Source organism: Kitasatospora nipponensis (assembly GCF_039528135.1).
GTDB lineage: Bacteria > Actinomycetota > Actinomycetes > Streptomycetales > Streptomycetaceae > Kitasatospora > Kitasatospora nipponensis.
Window position 1 is genome coordinate 1 of the sequence record NZ_BAAALF010000029.1, and the last position, 19,129, is coordinate 19,129.

The window sequence follows — 19,129 nt, forward strand, 5'->3', positions numbered from 1 at the left end:
CCAGCGCGGCCTCCAGCCAGGCGAGGGTGCCCGCCCGTCCGGCGCCGCCCAGCGCGGCCACCACCAGCCGGCTCAGTGCGCCGAGCGCGCCGCCGAGCCCGGCCGCCACCGCCACCGGCCACCCGAGCCCGGCCCGCGCCGCGCGGCGCGTGCGTCCGGTGCCCGCCGCCGCCACCGACCGCGTCCGTACCTCCTGCGCGGGCGAGAGCGCCGCCAGGCCCAGCGCGCCGGCCAGCACCAGCACCGCGCGCAGCACCAGCCCGCCGGGGCCACCGCCCAGGCCGGCCGCGTTGAGCCAGCCGACCAGCAACGGCCCGCTGACATACAGCAGTTCCTCGGCCACCGTGTCCAGCGCGTAGGCCCGCTCCAGCAGCTCGCCGGGCGCCAGCAGCGCACTCCAGCGGGCCCGGGTGACCGGCCCCAGCGGTGGTGCCAGTGCCCCGGCGAGCGCCGCCAGCGGCAGCAGCAGAGACGCGCCGGCGACGGCCAGCGCGAGCAGGGTGGCCGCGTACCCGACCGCGAGCGGCGGCAGCACGCGGCGCGCTCCGTGACGGTCGATCAGGCCGGCCCGCACGGGGGCGAGGGCGGCGACGGTCAGTCCGAAGAGCGCGAGCACCGCGCCGACGGCGGCGTACGAGCCGGTGGTGCGGGTGACGGTGAGCAGCAGGGCCAGCGGCGCCGTGCCGTAGGAGAGCCGCCCCACCAGTGCCAGGGCGAAGGTGGGCAGGACGCCGGGCGCGCGCAGGACAGCGCGGTAGGAGTGCGTGGACATGATGGTTCCTCAACCGGGATCGGAAGACACGTGGGGGGACGCCGAAGGACCGCGCCACAACGGGTGCGGTCGACCTCGGGCTCTACCCACGGGTGAGGAACATGCTCTGACGCTATCAGCACCGCTACCGCTAGTGTCAGTGTTTACGAGCGTTAACCGCCCTGACCGTCACCGAACTGCCCGTTCACCACCCTGGAGGAGACCCGCTCATGACCCGGTTCGTCACCCTGGACGTCGAGGACGCCGTCGGCACCATCCGGCTGGCCCGCCCGCCGATGAACGCGCTGGACGTCGCCATGCAGGACCAGCTGCGCGAGGTCGCCGACGAGGCCACCGCCCGCGACGACGTGCGCGCCGTGGTGATCTGGGGCGGCGAGAAGGTCTTCGCGGCCGGCGCGGACATCAAGGAGATGCAGCGCATGTCGTACACCGACATGGTGCGCCGTGGCGGGGCCCTGCAGGACGCCTTCACGGCGGTGGCCCGGATCCCCAAGCCCGTGGTGGCCGCGGTCACCGGCTACGCGCTGGGCGGCGGCTGCGAGCTGGCGCTCTGCGCGGACATCCGGATCGCCGCCGAGAACGCCAAGCTCGGCCAGCCCGAGATCCTGCTCGGCCTGATCCCGGGCGCCGGTGGCACCCAGCGGCTCTCGCGCCTGGTGGGCCCGGCCAAGGCCAAGGACCTGATCTTCACCGGCCGCCAGGTGCGCGCCGAGGAGGCGCTGCGGATCGGCCTGGTCGACCAGGTGGTGCCCGCCGAGGAGGTCTACCCGGCCGCGCTGGCCTGGGCCGGCAGGCTGGCCGCCGGTCCGGCCTGGGCGCTGCGCGCCGCCAAGGAGGCGGTGGACCGCGGCCTGGAGTCCGACCTCGACACCGGCCTCGCCCTGGAGCGCACGCTGTTCGCCGGCCTGTTCGCCACCGAGGACCGCGCCACCGGCATGCGCAGCTTCATCGAGGACGGCCCGGGCAAGGCGAAGTTCGAGTAGCACCGGCCGTCACCGCGCACGGCGACGGCCCGGGGAGCGGATCCACTGTCCGCTCCCCGGGCCGCGATCGCCGGGGTCCGCCCGGCGGGAGTTCGGCGGGTGACTAGAGGTCGACCAGCCCGTTCATCGTCCCGTTGGTCGCCGAGGCCGCGCCGACCATGGAGCTGTTGCCGTCCCAGGAACCGACGGTGTTGTCGTTGGCGGCGTTGAACAGGTCGTCGCCCGCGAGCTGGTTGCGGTCGCCGATGACGACACCGCCGCCGTGGCCGGTCTCCTCCTCGGCCGAGGCCACCGCGCCCATGCCGACCCCGGCGTTCGAACCGTTGTGGGAGCCCACGGTGTTGTCGTGGCCGGCGTTGAAGATGTCGTTGCCGGCGATCTGGTTGTCGTCGCCGATGACGACCAGTCCACCGTTGCTCGGGGAGTGGGCCGAGGCGATGCCGGGCAGGCCGGCCATGCCGGCGGCGGCGACCAGGACCAGCGCCCACTTGACGGTGCGGTTCATGGAGGTTCCCTCATTCCTTCGTTGACTGACCATTCCTGCTGGTGGTGACAGTAGGGGTCCGGTTACGGGTGGTCACGGATGTTCCGCCAGCCGGCGGCGTGTCGGGCAGCGGTTCGACTTCCCACTCCGAACGCCCCCGAACGGGTGAGGCGCGGCATGGTGCCAGGGCCGGCCGCCGCAGCTCGGGCACGATCGTGAAGCCCAGCTGTCGCCGCCGTTAAGAATTCCTCGATGGACCACACCCCCTCCCACCAGGCAGATTGCTCCGTGCCCGGTGCGCAATGGCGGCGTTGCCGGGCCCCCACCCTCCCGTCCCACCGTCGTGTCAGGAGCCACCGCCGTGAAGGCACTCGTCAAGAAGCAGGCCGAACCCGGACTGTGGCTGACCGACGTCCCCGAGCCGGAGGTCGGCCCGTCCGACGTTCTGATCAAGGTGCTGCGCACCGGCATCTGCGGGACCGACCTGCACATCCGCAAGTGGGACGGCTGGGCGCAGCAGGCCATCAGGACGCCGCTGACGCTCGGTCACGAGTTCGTCGGTGAGGTCGTCGCGCTCGGCCCGGCCGTCGTGGACGTCAACGTCGGCGACCTGGTCAGCGGCGAGGGCCACCTGGTCTGCGGCAAGTGCCGCAACTGCCTGGCCGGCCGCCGTCACCTGTGCCGCAACACCATCGGCCTGGGCGTCAACCGGGACGGCGCGTTCGCCGAGTACGTGGCGCTGCCGGCCTCCAACGTCTGGGTGCACCGGGTCCCGGTCGACCTGGACGTGGCGGCGATCTTCGACCCGTTCGGCAACGCCGTGCACACCGCGCTCTCCTTCCCGCTGGTCGGCGAGGACGTGCTGGTCACCGGCGCGGGCCCGATCGGCATCATGGCCGCCGCGGTCGCCAAGCACGCCGGCGCCCGGCACGTGATGATCACCGACGTCAGCGAGTACCGCCTGGACCTGGCCCGCCAGGTCGGCGTCTCGCTCGCGCTGGACGTCTCGCAGCACAGCATCGAGGAGGGCCAGCGCAAGCTCGGCCTGCGCGAGGGCTTCGACGTGGGCCTGGAGATGTCCGGCCGTCCCGAGGCGCTGCGCTCGATGATCGACAACATGACGCACGGCGGCAAGATCGCCATCCTGGGCCTGCCCGCCGAGGAGTTCGCGATCGACTGGGCCAAGGTCGTCACCTCGATGATCACGCTCAAGGGCATCTACGGGCGCGAGATGTTCGAGACCTGGTACGCGATGTCGGTGCTGCTCGAGGGCGGCCTGGACCTGAGCCCGGTGATCACCGGCCGCTACCCGGCGGCCGAGTTCGAGGCGGCGTTCGACGAGGCGGCCGGCGGCCGCTGCGGCAAGATCATTCTCGACTGGACCGCCTGACCGCCCTCCCGCCCCGGCCCAGGCCCCGACACCAGCCTTCGACACCAGCTCTAGGAGAGCCGTGTTCACCTCTGTTCGTGAGGACATCCGGACCACCCTCGCCGAGATCACCGAAGCGGGCCTCTTCAAGCCCGAGCGGGTGATCGGCACGCCGCAGAACGCCGCCGTCACCGTCACCGCCGGCGGCCGCCCCGGCGAGGTGCTCAACTTCTGCGCCAACAACTACCTGGGCCTGGCCGACCACCCGGCCGTGGTCGCCGCCGCCAAGGACGCGCTGGACCGCTGGGGCTACGGCATGGCCTCGGTGCGCTTCATCTGCGGCACCCAGGACGTGCACAAGCAGCTGGAGCAGCGGCTCTCGGAGTTCCTCGGCCAGGAGGACACCGTCCTCTACTCCTCCTGCTTCGACGCCAACGGCGGCGTCTTCGAGACCCTGCTGGACGAGCGCGACGCGGTCATCTCGGACGCGCTCAACCACGCGAGCATCATCGACGGCATCCGGCTCTGCAAGGCCACCCGCAAGCGCTACGCCAACCGCGACCTGGCCGAGCTGGAGCAGTGCCTCAAGGAGACCCAGGACGCCCGGCGCCGGCTGATCGTCACCGACGGCGTCTTCTCGATGGACGGCTACCTCGCCCCGCTGCGCGAGATCTGCGACCTGGCCGACCGCTACGACGCGATGGTGATGGTCGACGACTCGCACGCGGTGGGCTTCGTGGGCCCCGGCGGGCGCGGCACCCCCGAGCTGCACGGCGTGATGGACCGCGTCGACATCATCACCGGCACCCTGGGCAAGGCGCTCGGCGGTGCCTCCGGCGGCTACGTGGCGGCCCGCCGCGAGATCGTCGCGCTGCTGCGCCAGCGCTCGCGCCCCTACCTCTTCTCCAACTCGCTCGCCCCGGTGATCGCGGCCGCCTCGCTGACCGTGCTCGACCTGATCGAGAGTTCGCACGAGCTGCGCGAGAAGCTCGCCGCCAACACCGCGCTCTTCCGCTCGAAGATGACCGAGGCCGGCTTCGAGATCCTGCCCGGCGAGCACCCCATCGCCCCGGTGATGATCGGCGACGCGGCCCGGGCCGGGCGGCTGGCCGAGCTGCTGCTGGAGCGCGGCGTCTACGTGATCGGCTTCTCGTTCCCGGTCGTCCCGCACGGCCAGGCGCGGATCCGGGTGCAGCTCTCGGCGGCCCACTCCACCCAGGACGTCGAGCGCGTGGTGGCGGCCTTCGTCGACGCCCGGGCGGCGCTGGACGCCTGAGGCCGCCGGCGGCGCCGCGCGGCGCTGGCACAATGAGGACGTGATCGACGCCAGACGCCTGCGGACCCTGCGCGCCGTGGCGGACCACCGTACGGTGACCGCCGCGGCCGCCGCGCTCTACCTCACCCCCTCGGCCGTCTCGCAGCAACTGGCCGCGCTGGAGCTGGAGACCGGGCACCAGCTGCTCACCCGGGACGGCCGCGGGGTGCGGCTGACCGCGGTCGGCGAGATCCTGGTGGGCCACGCGGACGCGGTGCTCGCCCAGCTGGAGCGGGCCGAGGCGGACCTGGCGGCGTACGCGGCCGGCGTCCAGGGCCAGGTCACGGTGGCCTCCTTCGCCACCGGCATCGCGCTGGTGCTCGCCCCGGCGATCGGCGCGCTGAGCGCGACGGCACCGGGCGTGCGGCTGCGGGTGCTGGACGTCGAGGGCGACGCCAGCCTGCCGATGCTGCTGGACGGGCAGGCCGACCTCGCGGTGGCGGTGGAGTACCGCGGCGCCCCCCGCGCCGACGACCGGCGCCTGGCCCGCTTCCCGCTCTACGCCGAGCCGTTCGAGGCGGTGCTGCCGGTGGGCCACCGGCTCGCGGGCGGGAGCGGACCGGTGGCGATGGCCGACCTGGCCGCCGAGCCGTGGATCGGACCCTACCCGGGCAACCCCTGCCACGACGTGGTCCTGCTGGCCTGCGAGCACGCCGGGTTCAGCCCGCGGGTGCTGCACTCCTCGGACGACTTCAGCGCGGTGGTCGCGCTCGCCTCGGCGGGCGCGGGCGTCGCCCTGGTCCCCCGTTCGGCCCTGCGTGGGGTCGACCTCGGTCAGGTCGCGGTCCGCGCGGTGGACAGCGAGCTGGCGACCCGCAAGGTCTTCGCGGCGGTGCGCGGCGGCGCGGAGCACCACCCGTTGATCCGCCCGGTGTTGCGCGCCCTGGAGACCGCGGCCGGCACACTGCGCTAGCCACTGCGGTGCGTCGGCGTCTGCGTGCGCCCGGTGCGACGCGCCGTCGCCGGGGGCCGGTCGATCTCCGTGCCGGCGGCGGAAACTGAGTTGACGTCACCCCGGTCGTGCCGCTGGAGTGCCCTGGTGGCCCATCCAGAGCCGAGGAGCGAGCGTTGCGTGACTTCCCCGACCGACATCCCGGTGCCCCCGACATCCGCGGACCGTGGCGCTACCTGTGGTGGCTCGTGCTCGACCACCGGCGCGCGCTCGTGCTGTCCGGAATCTTCAACGCGGTGTGGGTGGCGGCCCAGGGGCTGACCCCGGGCCTGATCGGCCAGGCCGTCAACGCCGGACTGCTGGCCGGGGACCAGCGCGCGCTGATCTGGTGGGGGCTGGCGATCGTGGGCCTGGGCGTCGTCCAGGCGGTGGCCGCCGTGCTCCAGGACAACTTCGCGCTCAGCGCCAAGGCCGGCAGCGGCTACCAGACGCTCCAGTTCGTCACCCGCCGGGTCAGCGAGCTCGGCGCGACCATGCAACGCCGGGCCTCCACCGGGGACCTGGTGACCGTCGGGGTCTCGGACATCAACCAGATCGGCCGGGCGATGGCGGCGGCGGCGCGCGGTGTCGGCGGAGCGGTCGCCTTCGTCGTCGTGGCGACCTTCATGCTGCTGGCCTCCTGGCAGGTGGGCCTGCTGGTGCTGCTCGGCGTACCGGGCATCCTGCTGATCAACACCCGCAGCCTGCGGCTGCTCCAGCGCCGGCAGAACCAGCTGCGGACCGGGCAGAGCGAACTCACCGACCAGTCGGTGGACATCGTGCGCGGGCTGCGGATCCTGCGCGGGATCGGCGGCGAGCAGCTCTTCGCCCGCCGCTACCGCGACGGTTCGCAGGAACTTCGGTCCACCGCCGTGCGGTTGGCCGCCGTGTCGGCGGCCCTCGGCGCGCTGAACACCTTCCTGCCGAGCCTGCTGCTGGTCGGCGTGGTGGCGCTGTGCGCGAGCCGGGTGCTGGACGGGCAGTTGAACGCGGGCCAGATGATCGCCTGCTACGGGTACGCGGCGTTCCTGGTGGTTCCGGTGCGCCGGATGACGTACGCCGTCAGCGCGGTTGCCCAGGCGAAGGTGGCCGCCGACCACGTCACCCGGCTGCTGCGCACGCAGCCGGAGCTGCGACCGTGCCCCGAGTCGGACCCGTCCCCGGGCCCGGAGGCGGGCGACGTCCTGGCGGACCCGCTCTCCGGCCTGCTGGTGACGCCCTCGCTGTTCACCGCCGTGGTCTGCGGCTCCGACGACGCGGCCGCACTCGCCGACCGGCTGGGCCGCTACGTCGACTCGCCGGCGACCTGGGCGGGCCGCCCGCTGGCCGCGCTGCCGCTGGCCGAGGTCCGGCGACGGATCTTGGTGGGCACCGCCGACGCGCGACTGTTCGCGGGGGAGCTGCGAGCCGAACTGGACCCGGAGGGCCGGCTGGAGGGTTCGGACGACCCGCTGTGGGAGGCCCTCGACGCGGCCTCGGCCCGGGACATCGTCCAGGCCCTGCCCGAGGGACTCGACACCCTGGTGGCGACCGGCGGCCAGGACTTCTCCGGCGGCCAACAACAGCGGCTGCGGCTGGTGCGCGCGCTGATGGCCGACCCCGAGGTACTGATCCTGAACGATCCGACCAGCGCGGTGGACGCGCACACCGAGAGCCGGATCGCCGCCGGCCTCACCCGGCTGCGGCGCGGCCGCACCACGGTGGTCCTCACCACCAGCGTGCTGCTGCTCGGCCGCGCGGACCGGGTGGTGCTGGTCGCCGACGGGCGGGTGGTGGCCGAAGGGAGCCATGAGGCGATGATGGACGACGCCCGGTACCGGTCCACGGTCGAGCGCGGGATGGTGACGTCATGACCGCGCTGCCGGTCGCCTCCGGTCGCGAGGTGGGCGCCTACGCCTGGCGGGTGGTGCGCACCCGCCCGCTCCAACTGGCCGGCCTGGTCACCCTGCAGGCGCTCGGCGCGGTCACCGGGCTGGCCGCCCCCTGGCTGCTCGGCGACCTGGTGGACCAGGTGACCCACGGCCACGACACCGTGCTGCGCACGGTGCTGCTGATCTGCCTGGCGCTGGCCGGCCAGGCGCTGCTGGTGCGGATCGCCGGGTACGTCGCGGCCGCCTTCGGCGAGCGGGTCCTGGCCGAGCTGCGCGAGGAGTTCGTCGAGGACGTGCTGGCGCTGCCGCCGCAGGTGGCGGAGAACGTCGCCCCCGGCGACCTGATCACCCGCACCACCCGGGACACCGGCCTGCTCTCCGAGACCGTGCGCTCCGCCGTCCCGGCGATGCTCACCTCGGGCGGCGTGATCCTGTTCACGCTCGGCGCGCTGGCCCTGCTCAGCCCGCTGCTGCTCATCCCGTGCCTGGTCTTCGTGCCGGTGCTGTTCGGCGCGGCCCGCTGGTACCTGCGCCGCGCCCACGAGGGGTACCTGCGCCAGGCGGCCGCCTACTCGCGGCTGACCGAGGGACTGACCGAGACCGTCGAGGGGGCCAGGACCGTCGAGGCGCTGCGGCTGGCGGACCGCCGGATGGACCGGGCGAACGAGGACATCGCCCTGTGCTACGCCGCCGAGCGCCACACCCAGGGACTGCTCAACGTCTTCCTGCCGTTCGCCGACGTCAGCTACGCCCTGCCGGTGGCGGCGGTGCTGATCGCCGGTGGCGCCTGCTATCTGCACGGCCTGGTGTCGCTGGCGGCGGTGACCGCGGCGACGGTCTACGCCGCGCAACTGCTCGGCCCGCTGGACGAGCTGGTGTTCTGGGTCAACCAGCTCCAGTTGTCCGCCGCCGCGCTGGCCCGGCTGCGGGGCGTCGCCCGGTTCCGCGGGGCCGGGCCGGTGGGTGCGGACCCGGTGACGGCCGCCGCCACGGCGACTGCCGCCGGATTGCTGCCGGTTCAGAGCGGCGGGCCGCCCGAGCAGCGCCACATCGTGGTGCGGGACCTGCGCTATGCCTACCAGCCCGACCACGACGTGCTGCACGGCATCGACCTGACGATCACCCGGGGCGAGTGGCTGGCCGTCGTCGGGCCCTCCGGGGGCGGGAAGTCCACGCTGGCCAAGCTGCTGGCGGGCGTCTACGAGCCCGGGGCCGGCAGCGTCACCGTGGCGGGCCAGGAGATCGGCGCCCTGCCGCTCTCCGAGCGCCGCCGCAGGGTGGCCCTGGTCACGCAGGAGCACCACGTCTTCCGCGGCACGTTGCGGGACAACCTGCTGCTGGCCCGGCCCGGTGCCGCGGACGAGGAGATCCTCGCCGCACTGGACGCGGTGGACGCGGGGGAGTGGGCCACGAAGGTGGGTCTGGACGGTGCCGTCGGTTCCGGTGGGCAGGCACTGAACCCGGCGATGGTCCAGCAGTTGGCGCTGGCCCGGCTGGTCCTCGCCGATCCGGAGACGCTGCTGCTGGACGAGGCCACCTCCCTGCTCAACCCGCGCGCGGCGCGGCAGTTGGAACGCTCGCTGGCCGCGGTCCTGCACGGCCGGACGGTGATCGCCGTCGTCCACCGCCTGCACACCGCCCGCGAGGCGGACCGGATCGCGGTGCTGGAGGACGGCCGGATCTCCGAGTTGGGCACCCACGACGAACTGCTGGCCAAGGGCGCCGGCTACGCGGCCCTGTGGCACGCCTGGCAGGGCCGCCCGGAGGAGGCGGAGCGCTCGCATGACGATCGGTGAGGCATCGCAGGGTGGCGGCGACGAGGTGGTGGAGGTGTGTCCCGCACTGACGGACGCCGAGCTCGACGAGCTCTTCGGCGCGTCGTGGCCGGACCACCGGCCGACGTCGTTCGCGCCGATGCTGGCCCGCAGCCTGATCTGGATCGCGGCGCGGCGCGGGGGTCGACTGGTCGGATTCGTCAACGTCGTCGGTGACGGCGGCGCGCACGCCTTCCTCCTGGACACCACCGTGCACCCGGACGAACGCCGCCGGGGGCTCGGGATCCGACTCGTGAGGGCGGCCGCCGACGAGGCGAGGGCGCGGGGCGCCGTGTGGCTGCACGTCGACTACGAGCCGCACCTGGGGTCCTTCTACCGCCAGTGCGGATTCCGCTCCACCGCCGCCGGACTCATGCGGCTCTGACGGCGCCGGCCGACCGGCGGCTCCTGACCGGCGCCCGCCGACCGAATTCCGCTGTGCGGCGCCGGTCGGTCGGTCACGCCGACATGGCCTGCCCGTCGAGGTCGGCGTCCTGCGCGCACGCCGCGGCCAGGTCGTCCAGGGACAGGTCCAGGGCGTGGGCCAGGGCTGCCACGGTGAAGAAGGCCGGGGTCGGCGCCCGGCCGGTCTCGATCTTGCGCAGGGTCTCCGCGGACACCCCGGCGGCCGCCGCCACCTCCACCATGCTGCGCTCGCCGCGGGCCCGGCGCAGCAGGGCGCCGAAGCGCTCGCCGCGTTGCCGCTCCTGCGGACTCAAAGGGACTCTCACCATGCCCGTGATACTAATACCGGTATAAGTATTGGGCAACGGCGCATCGCAGGGGAGTCACGCACATGGTGGAGATCAAGACCGACACGGCACTGGAGGCGATGCGCGAGGCCGGGCGTGTGGTGGCCCACGCGCTCGCGGCCGTCCGCGCGACGGCGGCCGTGGGCGTCCGGCTGCGCGAGCTCGACGAGGTGGCGCGCGCCGTCCTGACCACGGCCGGCGCCCGCTCCCCGTTCCTGGGCTACCGGCCCTCCTTCGCCCCCGTCCCCTTCCCGGGCGTGATCTGCGCCTCCGTCAACGATGCCGTGGCGCACGGCATACCCGACGGTTACCGGCTGCGCGACGGTGACCTGGTCAGCATCGACTGCGGAGCCGAACTCGACGGCTGGGCCGGGGACGCCGCGATCACCTTCACCGTCGGCACGCCCCGTCCCGCCGACCTGGACCTCATCGCCGCCACCCAGCGGGCCCTGGACGCCGGCATCGCCGCCGCCACGGTCGACCACCGGATCGGGGACATCTCGCACGCCATCGGCACGGTCGCCCGCGCGGCGGCCTGCGGCATGCCGGCCGACTTCGGCGGCCACGGCATCGGCCGCCGGATGCACGAGGACCCGCACGTCCCCAACGACGGGCGGCCCGGCCGCGGCTTCCGCCTGCGCCACGGCCTCGCCCTCGCCATCGAACCCATGCTGATGGCCGGAGGACGCGACGACTACCGCACCGACCCCGACGGCTGGACCCTGCGCACGATCGACGGCAGCCGGGCCGCCCACATCGAGCACACCGTCGCCGTCACCCAGGACGGCCCCCGCATCCTCACCCTGCCCTGACCGCGCTGCGCTGCGCAGCGCCGTGCCGTGCCGCGGTGGGTCACCAGCGCAGCGCGGCGAAGTCGATCGGCCGAGGTGAGAGTTCGCCGGTGCGGCGGGCCAGGTCGTGGAGCCGGCGGGCGAACTCGTCGGCCGGCAGGTGCTTGCGGTCGCCGTGGCCGGGCAGCAGCCGGCTGAAGCGCACCCGCGGCGCCGTGCGGGCCAGTGACGCGGCCAGTTCGGTGATGGAGTACCAGGTGACCGACTCGGCGACGGCCAGGTCGCCGGCGCTGCGGGACCAGTAGATGCTGTCACCGCTGAAGCAGTAGGTCTCGTCGGCCAGGTACAGCACGCTGCCCTCGGTGTGCCCGGGCAGGGGGTGCGCGGTGAGGCCGTCGGCGACCTCGATCGGCTCGGTGCCCCGCAGGACGCGGTCCGCGTCCGGTGCGGCGGCCAGGTCCGCCTCGTGGATCCACAGCCGGGCACCGAACCGGTCGGCGTACGCGCGGCCGTGCGCGGCGTGGTCGCGATGGGTGAGCAGCACGTCGGTGATCGGGCCGAGGGCGGCGTACTTCGTGGCTAGCGCGGTGCTCCAGCGCGGCGTGTCGATCATCACCAGATGTCCGGCCGGTCGGCGCAGCAGGTAGGAGTTCGCGCCGGCGGCGTGCGGGGAATTGTGCCCGCACAGGTGCACGTGCTCGGTGAGGCGCAGCGGAAACGGGTCAAGGGTCGTGTGCGGTGCACGTGCGCCGTGCCGGATCGATCGGGTGGGGCAGGCGAATGCCGCGGCGTGCAGCGCCCTTTCCTCCGCCTCGTTGCGGGGCTGACGTATCACCGAGGAGCGGCCGGCGACTTCGGCGATGAGTTCCGGTGCGAGCTGCCGGGCGACGTCGCAGTTGGTGCAGCGCTGATCGACGTGCCAACCGGCCTCTGCCGACTGCTCGTTCATGACGTGGTCCCTCCGCGGGGGATGCTGGGCGATCGGTTCCTGACTGCCTATCACGGGTCCGTGGGAGAACCAATTGCCAGGGGCCGTTGACTTCACCGGAAACCACTGCTCCGGGCCGCATCCTCGAACGGTGACGAACTGTCTTTGAAACGGTGGCCGGGGCGGGGTTTCCGGGGGACGGGTTCGCGATCGGGATCGGCCGGCACGTGCCGCACGGTCGCCGGCGTGACGCTCGGGCCCCGGCCCCACGCGGCGCCCGTCCCCGGCGGTGCCCGCGGCAGGCCATAGGGTGGGAACGGCTGACTCTCGCCCGCACCACAGGAGATCCCATGACGCCGACCCCCGCCCACGACGCCCTGCTCCCGGTCGGGGTGATCGGCCTGGGTGACATCGCACAGAAGGCGTACCTGCCGGTCCTCTGCGCGCTGCCCGGCCTCGACCTGCGGCTGATGACCCGCGATCCGGCGAAGCTGGAGCGGATCGGTGACGCCCACCGCGTCGACCGGGCGGCCCGCTTCACCGACCTCGACGAGCTGATCGACAGCGGCATCCGGGCCGCGTTCGTGCACGCCGCCACCGAGCAGCACGTCCCGATCGTCGAGCGACTGCTCACGGCGGGCGTCGACGTCTACGTGGACAAGCCGCTCGACTACCACCTGGAGGGCGCGCGCCGGCTGACCGGACTGGCCGAGGAGCTGGGCCGCTCGCTGATGGTCGGGTTCAACCGCCGGCACGCCCCCGCCTACGTCCAGGCCAAGGAGCGTCCCCGCGACCTGATCGTGTTCCAGAAGAACCGCGAGGGCCTCGCCGAAGCACCCCGCACCCTGGTCTTCGACGACTTCATCCACCTGGTGGACCTGCTCCGATTCCTCGTCCCCGGCGAGATCGAGCACGTCGACGTCCGCTCCCGCACCCGGGACGGCCTGGTGGAGCACGTCGTGCTCACCCTCGCCGGCCAGGGCTTCACGGCGCTGGGCATCATGAACCGGGTGAGCGGGTCGACCGAGGAGGTGCTCCAGGTCTCCGGCGGCGACTCCAAGCGCGAGGTGGTCAACCTGGCCGAGGTGATCGACCACCGCGGCCAGCCGACCATCCGCCGCCGGGGCGACTGGGTCCCGGTGGCCCGCCAGCGCGGCATCGAACAGATCGTCCTCGCCTTCCTCGACGCCGTCCGCTCCGGCCGCACCCTCGACGCCCAGGACGCGCTGCGCACGCACGAGCTCTGCGAGCTGATCGTCGAACGCATCGAGGCCGCCTGACGATGCGGGCCCGCCCTGGAGAGGGGCGGCGAGCCCGCCGGCCGTCTCCACGGGTCGGGCACATTTCGGCCATTCTGACGGGGGATCACTTCGTGGGCGCCGCTTTGGGGCGGCGCGCCACCGGGACGGGTGAGGGGATCGGATCAGGACATTCGTGCGATCAGGGCGTCATGACGATCTGTCAGCACGTGTGGGACTCGTGCTATAAAAACGGCGATCATGTGACCGCATGATCATTCATCGCGATCGCCACCACACCGATCGCGTCCGTTGGGAGACCCATGTCTGTCATGAGTCCACTTCGCCGGATCGGCCGTCTCGCCGCGCGCACCACCCTCGCGCTGGCTGCGGCGGCCGCCGTGCTCCTCGCCAACTTCGCCGTCGCGCCCGCCGACTCGGCGCACGCCGCCGGCCTCGACGGCAGCTGGGCCTGCAGCGTCCCGGCCGGCTACACCTACGACCAGGTCCAGCAGACCCGCCAGTGCAGCGGCGGATCCAGCTGGACGAGCACCGTCTTCCACCTCCGCACGCCCGCCGAGGGCGTCATGTCGTGCACCCCCGTCGACGGCTTCGTCTACGACTACGTCTCGCTCGGCAGCGCCTGTGCCCAGATCGGGCCGCAGGCCGCCAGCTACCGGCTGCGGACCCCCGTTGACGGCCTGACCGCCTGCTCGGTGAAGCCGGGCTGGACCTACGACCTGGTCACCTACACCACCGCGTGCAGCACCACCTCCGGCGTGACGGCCACCACCTACCGCAACCGGGTTCCGGTCAACGGCCTCTGGGCCTGCTGGGCGCCCACGGGTTGGACCTACACCGCCACCACCAGCACCTTCGACTGCAGCCTCTACAGCGGTGTGCCGTCGACCAAGTACCTCATCACGCACTGACCCCGGCACCGCACGCAGCCGCCCCCGCACCGCGCGCTCGCACGAGCCGCGCTGCGGGGGCGGTGTGCCGATGATCTCGGCGCTCGCACTGCACCGGAGCACTTCACGCGGCCGGGGACCGATCAGCGCGGGGTCAGGGCCGCCACCACGCGTCGAGCGGGGTGACCGGAACGGTCCGCTTGTGGCGGGTCGCCAGGTAGATCGACTCCACCCGGGCGGCCACCTCCGGCGTCACCTCGGCGCCCTCCAGGTAGTCGTCGATCTGGCCGTACGTCAGGCCGAGCGCGACCTCGTCGGGCAGCGCGGGCCGGTCGTCCTCGAGGTCGGCGGTCGGCACCTTCTGCCAGGTGCTCGCCGGTGCGCCCAACTCCTGCAGCAGGGCCGCACCCTGACGCTTGGTCAGGCCGGTCAGCGGGGTCAGGTCGACACCGCCGTCGCCGTGCTTGGTGAAGAAGCCGGTCAGCGCCTCGGCCGCGTGGTCGGTGCCCACCACGAGCAGGTTCAGCTGACCGGCGATCGCGTACTGGATCACCATGCGCTCGCGGGCCTTGATGTTGCCGCGCACGAAGTCCCGCAGCCTGGGCTCCTCGCCCAGCAGCTCGCGCAGGCCCAGGGCCGCCTCGGCGGCGACCGCGTCCGCGCCCGGCTTGACGTTCACCGTGATCGACCGGTCGGGCCGGATGAACTCCAGCGCGATCTGCGCGTCGTGCTCGTCGGCCTGCACGCCGTAGGGCAGCCGGGCGGCGACGAAGTTGGCCTCGTGCCCCTCGGCCCGCAGCTCCTCGGCGGCGAGCTGGCACAGCCTGCCGGTCAGCGTGCTGTCCTGGCCGCCGCTGATCCCGAGCACGTAGCCCGTGGCCGGGGTCGAGCGCAGGTAGCCCTTGAGGAAGTCGACCCGTTGCCGGATCTCGACCTTGGGCTCGATGGTCGGCCTGACGCCGAGGTCGGCGAGGATCTGGTCCCGGGTGATCGACATCCAGGTACTGTACTGGCCGGATTCCGGGCGGGGAAACCCGGGTCGGGTCACCCGGTGACCCGCTCACACCCGACTTCCTGCTCCCTGCGGCCGCGGGGTGCCGAGGGGGTCCGGGTGCTCGGGGTGCTCGGCCGGACCGGAGCCCGCGGCCGCGCGGGCGCGGCGTTCCAGGGCGCCGGAGAGCAGGGCCAGGCCCAGGGCGGCGGCGGCCAGCGCCGCGCCGACCAGGTTGGGGGCCGTCCAGCCGAAGCCGGCGGTGATCACCAGCCCGCCCAGCCAGGCGGCCAGCGCGTTGCCCAGGTTGAAGGCGCCGATGTTGACGGCGGAGGCCAGCGTCGGCGCCTGCGACGTCTGGTCCAGCACCCGCTTCTGCAGGGGCGGCACGGTGGCGAAGCCGAAGGCGCCGATCAGCGGGAGGGTGACGGCGGCGGCCAGGCGGTCGTGCGCGGTGAGCGTGAAGAGGGCGAGCACCAGGGCCAGCGAGCCCAGCGAGACGTAGAGCATCGGCATCAGCGCCCGGTCGGCGAAGCGTCCGCCGACCAGGTTGCCCACCACCAGGCCCAGGCCGAACAGGGCCAGCAGCCAGGTCACCGAGGAGTCCGCGAAGCCCGCGGCGTTCGTCATCATCGGAGTGACGTAGGTGATCGCCGCGAAGACGCCGCCGAAGCCGAGCACGGTCATCAGCATGGCCAGCAGCACCTGCACGCTGCGGAAGGCGGCGAGCTCGCCGCGCAGGCCCGCGCCGCCGCGCGCCGGGGCCGGCAGCTGCGGGACCAGCGCCGCCACCCCGAGCAGGCCCACCACGCCGATGGCGGCGACCACGGCGAAGGTGGCCCGCCAGCCGTACTGCTGCCCGATCAGGGTGCCCATCGGCACGCCGACCACGTTGGCCACCGTCAGGCCCGTGAACATCAGCGCGATCGCGCCGGCCCGCCGGTGCGGTGCCACCAGCCCGGCCGCGACCACCGAGCCGATGCCGAAGAAGGCGCCGTGCGCCAGCGAGGCCAGCACCCGGCCGGCCAGCAGCACGGCGAAGTCGGGCGCCACGGCGCAGAGCACGTTGCCCGCCACGAAGACGCCCATCAGCAGCATCAGCATCCGCTTGCGGGGGATCCGGGTGCCGAGCGCCGTGAGCAGCGGGGCGCCGACCACCACGCCCAGCGCGTAGCCGGTCGTCAGGAGGCCGGCGGTGGGGATCGAGACGTGGAAGTCGCCGGAGACCTGCGGCAGCAGGCCGGTGACCACGAACTCGGTGGTGCCGATGCCGAAGGCGCCGATCGCCAGGGCCAGTAGTGCGAGGGGCATGAGCCCGCCCTCCCAGATGGTGCGTGTGATGGCGCGCAGCGTGCTGCGCAGGATGGTGCGCCTGAATATTGCGCGTGGTGACTACAAGCTTCGACAATAATTGCAGACGCGCGATACTTGCAAGCGCGGGCTATCCCTGGGTGGGGGCTATCCTTGCCATGGGCTCGGCCCGCGGTGTTCCCGGCAGGATGGACGGACAGATGGACCAGCAGAGCGAGGGCGGTCTCGCCCAGGGGTGGTGCGCGCTCTCCGCGCTGCACGGTCGGATCGAGACGCACATCGAGCGCGCGCTCCAGGCGCCGCACGAGCTGAGCGTGCGCGAGTACTCGCTGCTGGAGGTGCTGAGCCGTCAGCACCCGGGGGAGGGCGGCCACCTGCGGATGAGTCAGGTGGCCGACGCGGTGGTGCTGAGCCAGAGCGCCACCACCCGCCTGGTCAGCCGGCTGGAGGACCGCGCGCTGCTGGCGCGCTACCTGTGCCCCGACGACCGCCGGGGGATCTACACCGACGTCACCGAGGCCGGGCGGGACCTGCTGGCCCGGGCCCGGCCCACCCACGACGCCGCGCTGCGCGAGGCGCTGGCCGAGGCCGCCACTCGCCCGGAGCTCGCGCCGCTGGTCAGCGCCGTACGCGCGCTCTGGACGGCGCAGGGCTGACGGGGGCCCGCGCGAGGTCGGGGGAGCGCACGGTCGGCGCGGGGGTGCCCGGCGGGCAGTCGCCGCGCCGTCCGACCCGGGGCGCGCCGCGTCAGGCGCTCGCGCCGTCGGGGCGTCGGTGCCCGCACTCGACCTCGTGGCCGCCGAGGTCGGCGACGTAGCCGTGGTGTCCGTTGAAGTGCACCGTCACCGAGCCCGGTCGGTGGTCCACCTCGAAGGGCTCGTTGCCGTAGGTGGTTCCGGACCAGGGAGGACCGTCCGCGGACCCGATCGTCCAGACCACGAACGTCTCGCCGGGCGCCAGCCAGTGATCACTTCCGTACGGCTCCAGGACCAGCTCCAGCAGCTCCCCGCCGCTGTTGTGGACCCGCAGCCGGGCCACCGGCGCCTCCTCGGCGGCCATCAGTCCTCCCTGATCGACGAGGTCCCCGCACGAGGACCGGTGAGCCTTCCCGGGTGGCAGCATCAACGGTCGTGGTGGCGGTCGGTGTCGATCGCGGGCTCGGTACCGGCGTGCTGCGAGGCGGGGGTGGGGGTCGTCGGTCGGGCCGCCGGGGGTGCTGCCGCTGCCCCGGCGTCCGGTTCCAGCAGCGGGAAGAGTCGGACCACCGCCGCCACCGGCTGCACGCCCGGCCGGCGGGCGTCGCCGTGCTCGTAGCCGGCCAGCGTCGTGCGCAGGACGGCCGCGACCTCGGCCAGCTCCTTCGGGGTCAGGTGCAGGACGGCGCTGAACGCCTCGTCCCGCTGCCAGGGTGCGGGCGCCCGGTCGCGGTGGGCGGTCCACTGCCGGTAACTGGCGTCCTCCAGTTCGCGGTCCAGCGCGGAGGACGGCCCGACGTCCCCGGGCGGCCGGGCCGGGTCCCAGCGCAGCCGCCAGGGGCGGGCGCGGCCGCCGCTGCGGGCGCGGGCCTCCTCGATCAGGCCCTGGCGGGCCAGCTGGCGCAGGTGGAAGGAGCAGAGGCCCGAGCTGTACCCGAGTTCCCTGGCCGCCTCGGTCGACGTGACGCTTCCCGTTCTCGCGAGCAGGTCGAGCAGGGCCACCCGCACGGGGTGGTCGGGCAGGGTGGCGGTCGGGAGTTCTCTGGTCACCCTGCCGAGCGTGCTGCCTGAGCCGACCCGCCGTCAAGTGACGCTCTCTCAGGTGGGCGCGTGACATCGGGCTTTGCCGGAGGCTAGGCTTTGCAAAGTTTGCAAAGCCGGTTGAGCAGGGCCTTTCGGACGGCGCCCGCCACCGGCTCCCCAGGGAAGGACGGGCGGATGGTGCATCGGACACGGGTTCAGGGACGGCCGGTCGCGGACTATCCGCAGCTGCCCCCGGAGACCCTGCGCGGCCGGGTCCGGCGGATCACCGAGGTGGGCGAGGACGTGCTCCACCGGCCCTGCCGTCAGGTGGCGGCCGCCGACTTCGGGACCCCGGGCCTGTCCGCCCTGGTCGACGACCTCTTCGCGACCCTCTACGTGGCCGAGGGTGCGGGGCTGGCGGCCAACCAGATCGGCGTCGCGCTGCGGCTCTTCGTCTGGGACTGCACGGACGAGGACGGCGTGCGGCACGTCGGCCACATCGTCAACCCGCTGCTGGAGGAGCCGCCGGTGGCCGGGCGACGGCTGGCCGAGGTGGGGGAGGGCTGCCTCTCGGTCCCCGGCCCCTACCGCGACGTGGCCCGTCCCGACCGGGCCGTGGTGCGCGGCTGGGACAAGGACGGCCACCCGCTGACGGTCGAGGGCAGCGGTTACTTCGCCCGCTGCCTGCAGCACGAGTGCGACCACCTGCTCGGCGGCCTCTACCTGGACCGGCTCTCCACGCGGGCACGCAGGTCGGCCCTGCGCGAGATGGCCAGGCGCCGCGACGAGGTGCTGGCCCGGCGCGAGGTCATGGCGACGGCGCTCGCCGGTCGCTGACACCGCCGGTCCCCGAGGCCCACGGGCGCCGACCGCCGCGCGGCGAACCACGCGGGCACCGAAAGCACACGGGCACCGAAAGCACGCGGGCGCCGACCGTCCGTGGACGGTCT

At 73.5% G+C, this 19,129-nt stretch carries 19 protein-coding genes and 1 pseudogene; 12 read left to right on the forward strand and 8 right to left on the reverse strand.

All coding sequences use genetic code 11. The annotated features are described in order from the left end of the window. A pseudogene (locus ABD323_RS11195) lies at nt 1-772 on the reverse strand (MFS transporter); the annotation flags it as partial. Nucleotides 773-981: 209 nt separating this feature from the next. Here ABD323_RS11195 and ABD323_RS11200 point away from each other — a divergent pair. After that, complete coding sequence (locus ABD323_RS11200; protein ID WP_344441176.1) at nt 982-1,755, forward strand: enoyl-CoA hydratase/isomerase family protein; 774 nt, start codon at nt 982-984, stop codon at nt 1,753-1,755. A gap of 103 nt (nt 1,756-1,858) precedes the next feature. On the opposite strand, the gene ABD323_RS11205 is transcribed toward ABD323_RS11200, so the two are convergent. After that, the gene (locus ABD323_RS11205) at nt 1,859-2,260 is read right to left on the reverse strand and encodes a hypothetical protein (RefSeq protein WP_344441178.1); all 402 of its coding nucleotides are present in this window, start codon (nt 2,258-2,260) and stop codon (nt 1,859-1,861) included. Between the two features lie 340 nt (nt 2,261-2,600). On the opposite strand from ABD323_RS11205, the gene tdh reads away from it, so the two are divergent. The 6 genes from tdh to ABD323_RS11235 all read left to right on the forward strand — a co-directional run bounded on the left by tdh (nt 2,601) and on the right by ABD323_RS11235 (nt 9,924). Further along, nucleotides 2,601-3,629, forward strand: a complete 1,029-nt coding sequence (gene tdh, locus ABD323_RS11210; RefSeq protein ID WP_344441179.1) for an L-threonine 3-dehydrogenase — start codon at nt 2,601-2,603, stop codon at nt 3,627-3,629. A 61-nt stretch (nt 3,630-3,690) separates the two neighbouring features. Next, the gene (locus tag ABD323_RS11215) at nt 3,691-4,884 is read left to right on the forward strand and encodes a glycine C-acetyltransferase (protein ID WP_344441180.1); all 1,194 of its coding nucleotides are present in this window, start codon (nt 3,691-3,693) and stop codon (nt 4,882-4,884) included. Nucleotides 4,885-4,924: 40 nt separating this feature from the next. Continuing rightward, a complete protein-coding gene (locus ABD323_RS11220) occupies nt 4,925-5,836 on the forward strand; it encodes a LysR family transcriptional regulator (protein WP_344441182.1) in 912 nt (303 codons plus the stop codon). A gap of 155 nt (nt 5,837-5,991) precedes the next feature. After that, entirely contained in the window at nt 5,992-7,707 is a 1,716-nt protein-coding gene (locus ABD323_RS11225) for an ABC transporter ATP-binding protein (RefSeq protein ID WP_344441183.1), read from the forward strand. Then, complete coding sequence (locus tag ABD323_RS11230; RefSeq protein ID WP_344441184.1) at nt 7,704-9,521, forward strand: ABC transporter ATP-binding protein; 1,818 nt, start codon at nt 7,704-7,706, stop codon at nt 9,519-9,521. The genes ABD323_RS11225 and ABD323_RS11230 overlap by 4 nt, the downstream gene beginning before the upstream one ends. Beyond that, on the forward strand, nt 9,508-9,924 hold the full coding sequence (locus ABD323_RS11235; RefSeq protein ID WP_344441185.1) for a GNAT family N-acetyltransferase: 417 nt from the start codon (nt 9,508-9,510) through the stop codon (nt 9,922-9,924). The genes ABD323_RS11230 and ABD323_RS11235 overlap by 14 nt, the downstream gene beginning before the upstream one ends. A 73-nt stretch (nt 9,925-9,997) precedes the next feature. Here ABD323_RS11235 and ABD323_RS11240 read toward each other — a convergent pair whose 3' ends face one another. Beyond that, complete coding sequence (locus ABD323_RS11240) at nt 9,998-10,273, reverse strand: helix-turn-helix domain-containing protein (RefSeq protein ID WP_344441186.1); 276 nt, start codon at nt 10,271-10,273, stop codon at nt 9,998-10,000. Between the two features lie 62 nt (nt 10,274-10,335). Between ABD323_RS11240 and map the strand changes: the two genes are divergently transcribed. Further along, nucleotides 10,336-11,103 (forward strand): type I methionyl aminopeptidase, encoded by a 768-nt coding sequence (map, locus tag ABD323_RS11245; RefSeq protein ID WP_344441187.1) that lies wholly within the window; start codon nt 10,336-10,338, stop codon nt 11,101-11,103. A 40-nt stretch (nt 11,104-11,143) separates the two neighbouring features. On the opposite strand, the gene ABD323_RS11250 is transcribed toward map, so the two are convergent. After that, on the reverse strand, nt 11,144-12,031 hold the full coding sequence (locus ABD323_RS11250) for a 4Fe-4S domain-containing protein (RefSeq protein WP_344441188.1): 888 nt from the start codon (nt 12,029-12,031) through the stop codon (nt 11,144-11,146). Nucleotides 12,032-12,360: 329 nt separating this feature from the next. On the opposite strand from ABD323_RS11250, the gene ABD323_RS11255 reads away from it, so the two are divergent. Then, nucleotides 12,361-13,290 (forward strand): Gfo/Idh/MocA family protein, encoded by a 930-nt coding sequence (locus ABD323_RS11255; protein ID WP_344441189.1) that lies wholly within the window; start codon nt 12,361-12,363, stop codon nt 13,288-13,290. A 290-nt stretch (nt 13,291-13,580) separates the two neighbouring features. Then, entirely contained in the window at nt 13,581-14,180 is a 600-nt protein-coding gene (locus tag ABD323_RS11260) for a hypothetical protein (protein WP_344441190.1), read from the forward strand. Between the two features lie 133 nt (nt 14,181-14,313). Here ABD323_RS11260 and nadE read toward each other — a convergent pair whose 3' ends face one another. Together nadE and ABD323_RS11270 are read right to left on the reverse strand one after the other, a co-directional pair. Further along, the gene (gene nadE / locus ABD323_RS11265; protein WP_344441192.1) at nt 14,314-15,156 is read right to left on the reverse strand and encodes an ammonia-dependent NAD(+) synthetase; all 843 of its coding nucleotides are present in this window, start codon (nt 15,154-15,156) and stop codon (nt 14,314-14,316) included. A gap of 63 nt (nt 15,157-15,219) precedes the next feature. After that, nucleotides 15,220-16,461, reverse strand: a complete 1,242-nt coding sequence (locus tag ABD323_RS11270; protein WP_344441193.1) for an MFS transporter — start codon at nt 16,459-16,461, stop codon at nt 15,220-15,222. Between the two features lie 200 nt (nt 16,462-16,661). Here ABD323_RS11270 and ABD323_RS11275 point away from each other — a divergent pair, with 200 nt between their 5' ends. Continuing rightward, the gene (locus tag ABD323_RS11275; protein WP_344441194.1) at nt 16,662-17,117 is read left to right on the forward strand and encodes a MarR family winged helix-turn-helix transcriptional regulator; all 456 of its coding nucleotides are present in this window, start codon (nt 16,662-16,664) and stop codon (nt 17,115-17,117) included. A 91-nt stretch (nt 17,118-17,208) separates the two neighbouring features. On the opposite strand, the gene ABD323_RS11280 is transcribed toward ABD323_RS11275, so the two are convergent. Then, nucleotides 17,209-17,520, reverse strand: coding sequence for a hypothetical protein (locus ABD323_RS11280; protein ID WP_344441195.1), 312 nt, complete (start codon nt 17,518-17,520; stop codon nt 17,209-17,211). Nucleotides 17,521-17,582: 62 nt separating this feature from the next. Further along, nucleotides 17,583-18,206, reverse strand: a complete 624-nt coding sequence (locus ABD323_RS11285; RefSeq protein ID WP_344441196.1) for a winged helix-turn-helix domain-containing protein — start codon at nt 18,204-18,206, stop codon at nt 17,583-17,585. 168 nt (nt 18,207-18,374) lie between these two features. Between ABD323_RS11285 and def the strand changes: the two genes are divergently transcribed. Next, on the forward strand, nt 18,375-19,016 hold the full coding sequence (gene def / locus ABD323_RS11290) for a peptide deformylase (RefSeq protein WP_344441197.1): 642 nt from the start codon (nt 18,375-18,377) through the stop codon (nt 19,014-19,016). Nucleotides 19,017-19,129: the final 113 nt, after the last annotated feature.

Excerpts from the sequence above, each read along its gene's own strand:
- ABD323_RS11280 (WP_344441195.1), bottom strand. The coding sequence starts at position 17,520 with ATGGCCGCCGAGGAGGCGCCGGTGGCCCGGCTGCGGGTCCACAACAGC.
- ABD323_RS11255 (WP_344441189.1), top strand. The coding sequence starts at position 12,361 with ATGACGCCGACCCCCGCCCACGACGCCCTGCTCCCGGTCGGGGTGATC.
- ABD323_RS11235 (WP_344441185.1), top strand. The coding sequence starts at position 9,508 with ATGACGATCGGTGAGGCATCGCAGGGTGGCGGCGACGAGGTGGTGGAG.
- ABD323_RS11250 (WP_344441188.1), bottom strand. The coding sequence starts at position 12,031 with ATGAACGAGCAGTCGGCAGAGGCCGGTTGGCACGTCGATCAGCGCTGC.
- ABD323_RS11275 (WP_344441194.1), top strand. The coding sequence starts at position 16,662 with ATGGACCAGCAGAGCGAGGGCGGTCTCGCCCAGGGGTGGTGCGCGCTC.
- ABD323_RS11240 (WP_344441186.1), bottom strand. The coding sequence starts at position 10,273 with ATGGTGAGAGTCCCTTTGAGTCCGCAGGAGCGGCAACGCGGCGAGCGC.
- ABD323_RS11200 (WP_344441176.1), top strand. The coding sequence starts at position 982 with ATGACCCGGTTCGTCACCCTGGACGTCGAGGACGCCGTCGGCACCATC.
- nadE (WP_344441192.1), bottom strand. The coding sequence starts at position 15,156 with ATGTCGATCACCCGGGACCAGATCCTCGCCGACCTCGGCGTCAGGCCG.
- def (WP_344441197.1), top strand. The coding sequence starts at position 18,375 with ATGGTGCATCGGACACGGGTTCAGGGACGGCCGGTCGCGGACTATCCG.
- ABD323_RS11205 (WP_344441178.1), bottom strand. The coding sequence starts at position 2,260 with ATGAACCGCACCGTCAAGTGGGCGCTGGTCCTGGTCGCCGCCGCCGGC.
- ABD323_RS11260 (WP_344441190.1), top strand. The coding sequence starts at position 13,581 with ATGAGTCCACTTCGCCGGATCGGCCGTCTCGCCGCGCGCACCACCCTC.
- map (WP_344441187.1), top strand. The coding sequence starts at position 10,336 with ATGGTGGAGATCAAGACCGACACGGCACTGGAGGCGATGCGCGAGGCC.
- ABD323_RS11230 (WP_344441184.1), top strand. The coding sequence starts at position 7,704 with ATGACCGCGCTGCCGGTCGCCTCCGGTCGCGAGGTGGGCGCCTACGCC.
- ABD323_RS11270 (WP_344441193.1), bottom strand. The coding sequence starts at position 16,461 with ATGCCCCTCGCACTACTGGCCCTGGCGATCGGCGCCTTCGGCATCGGC.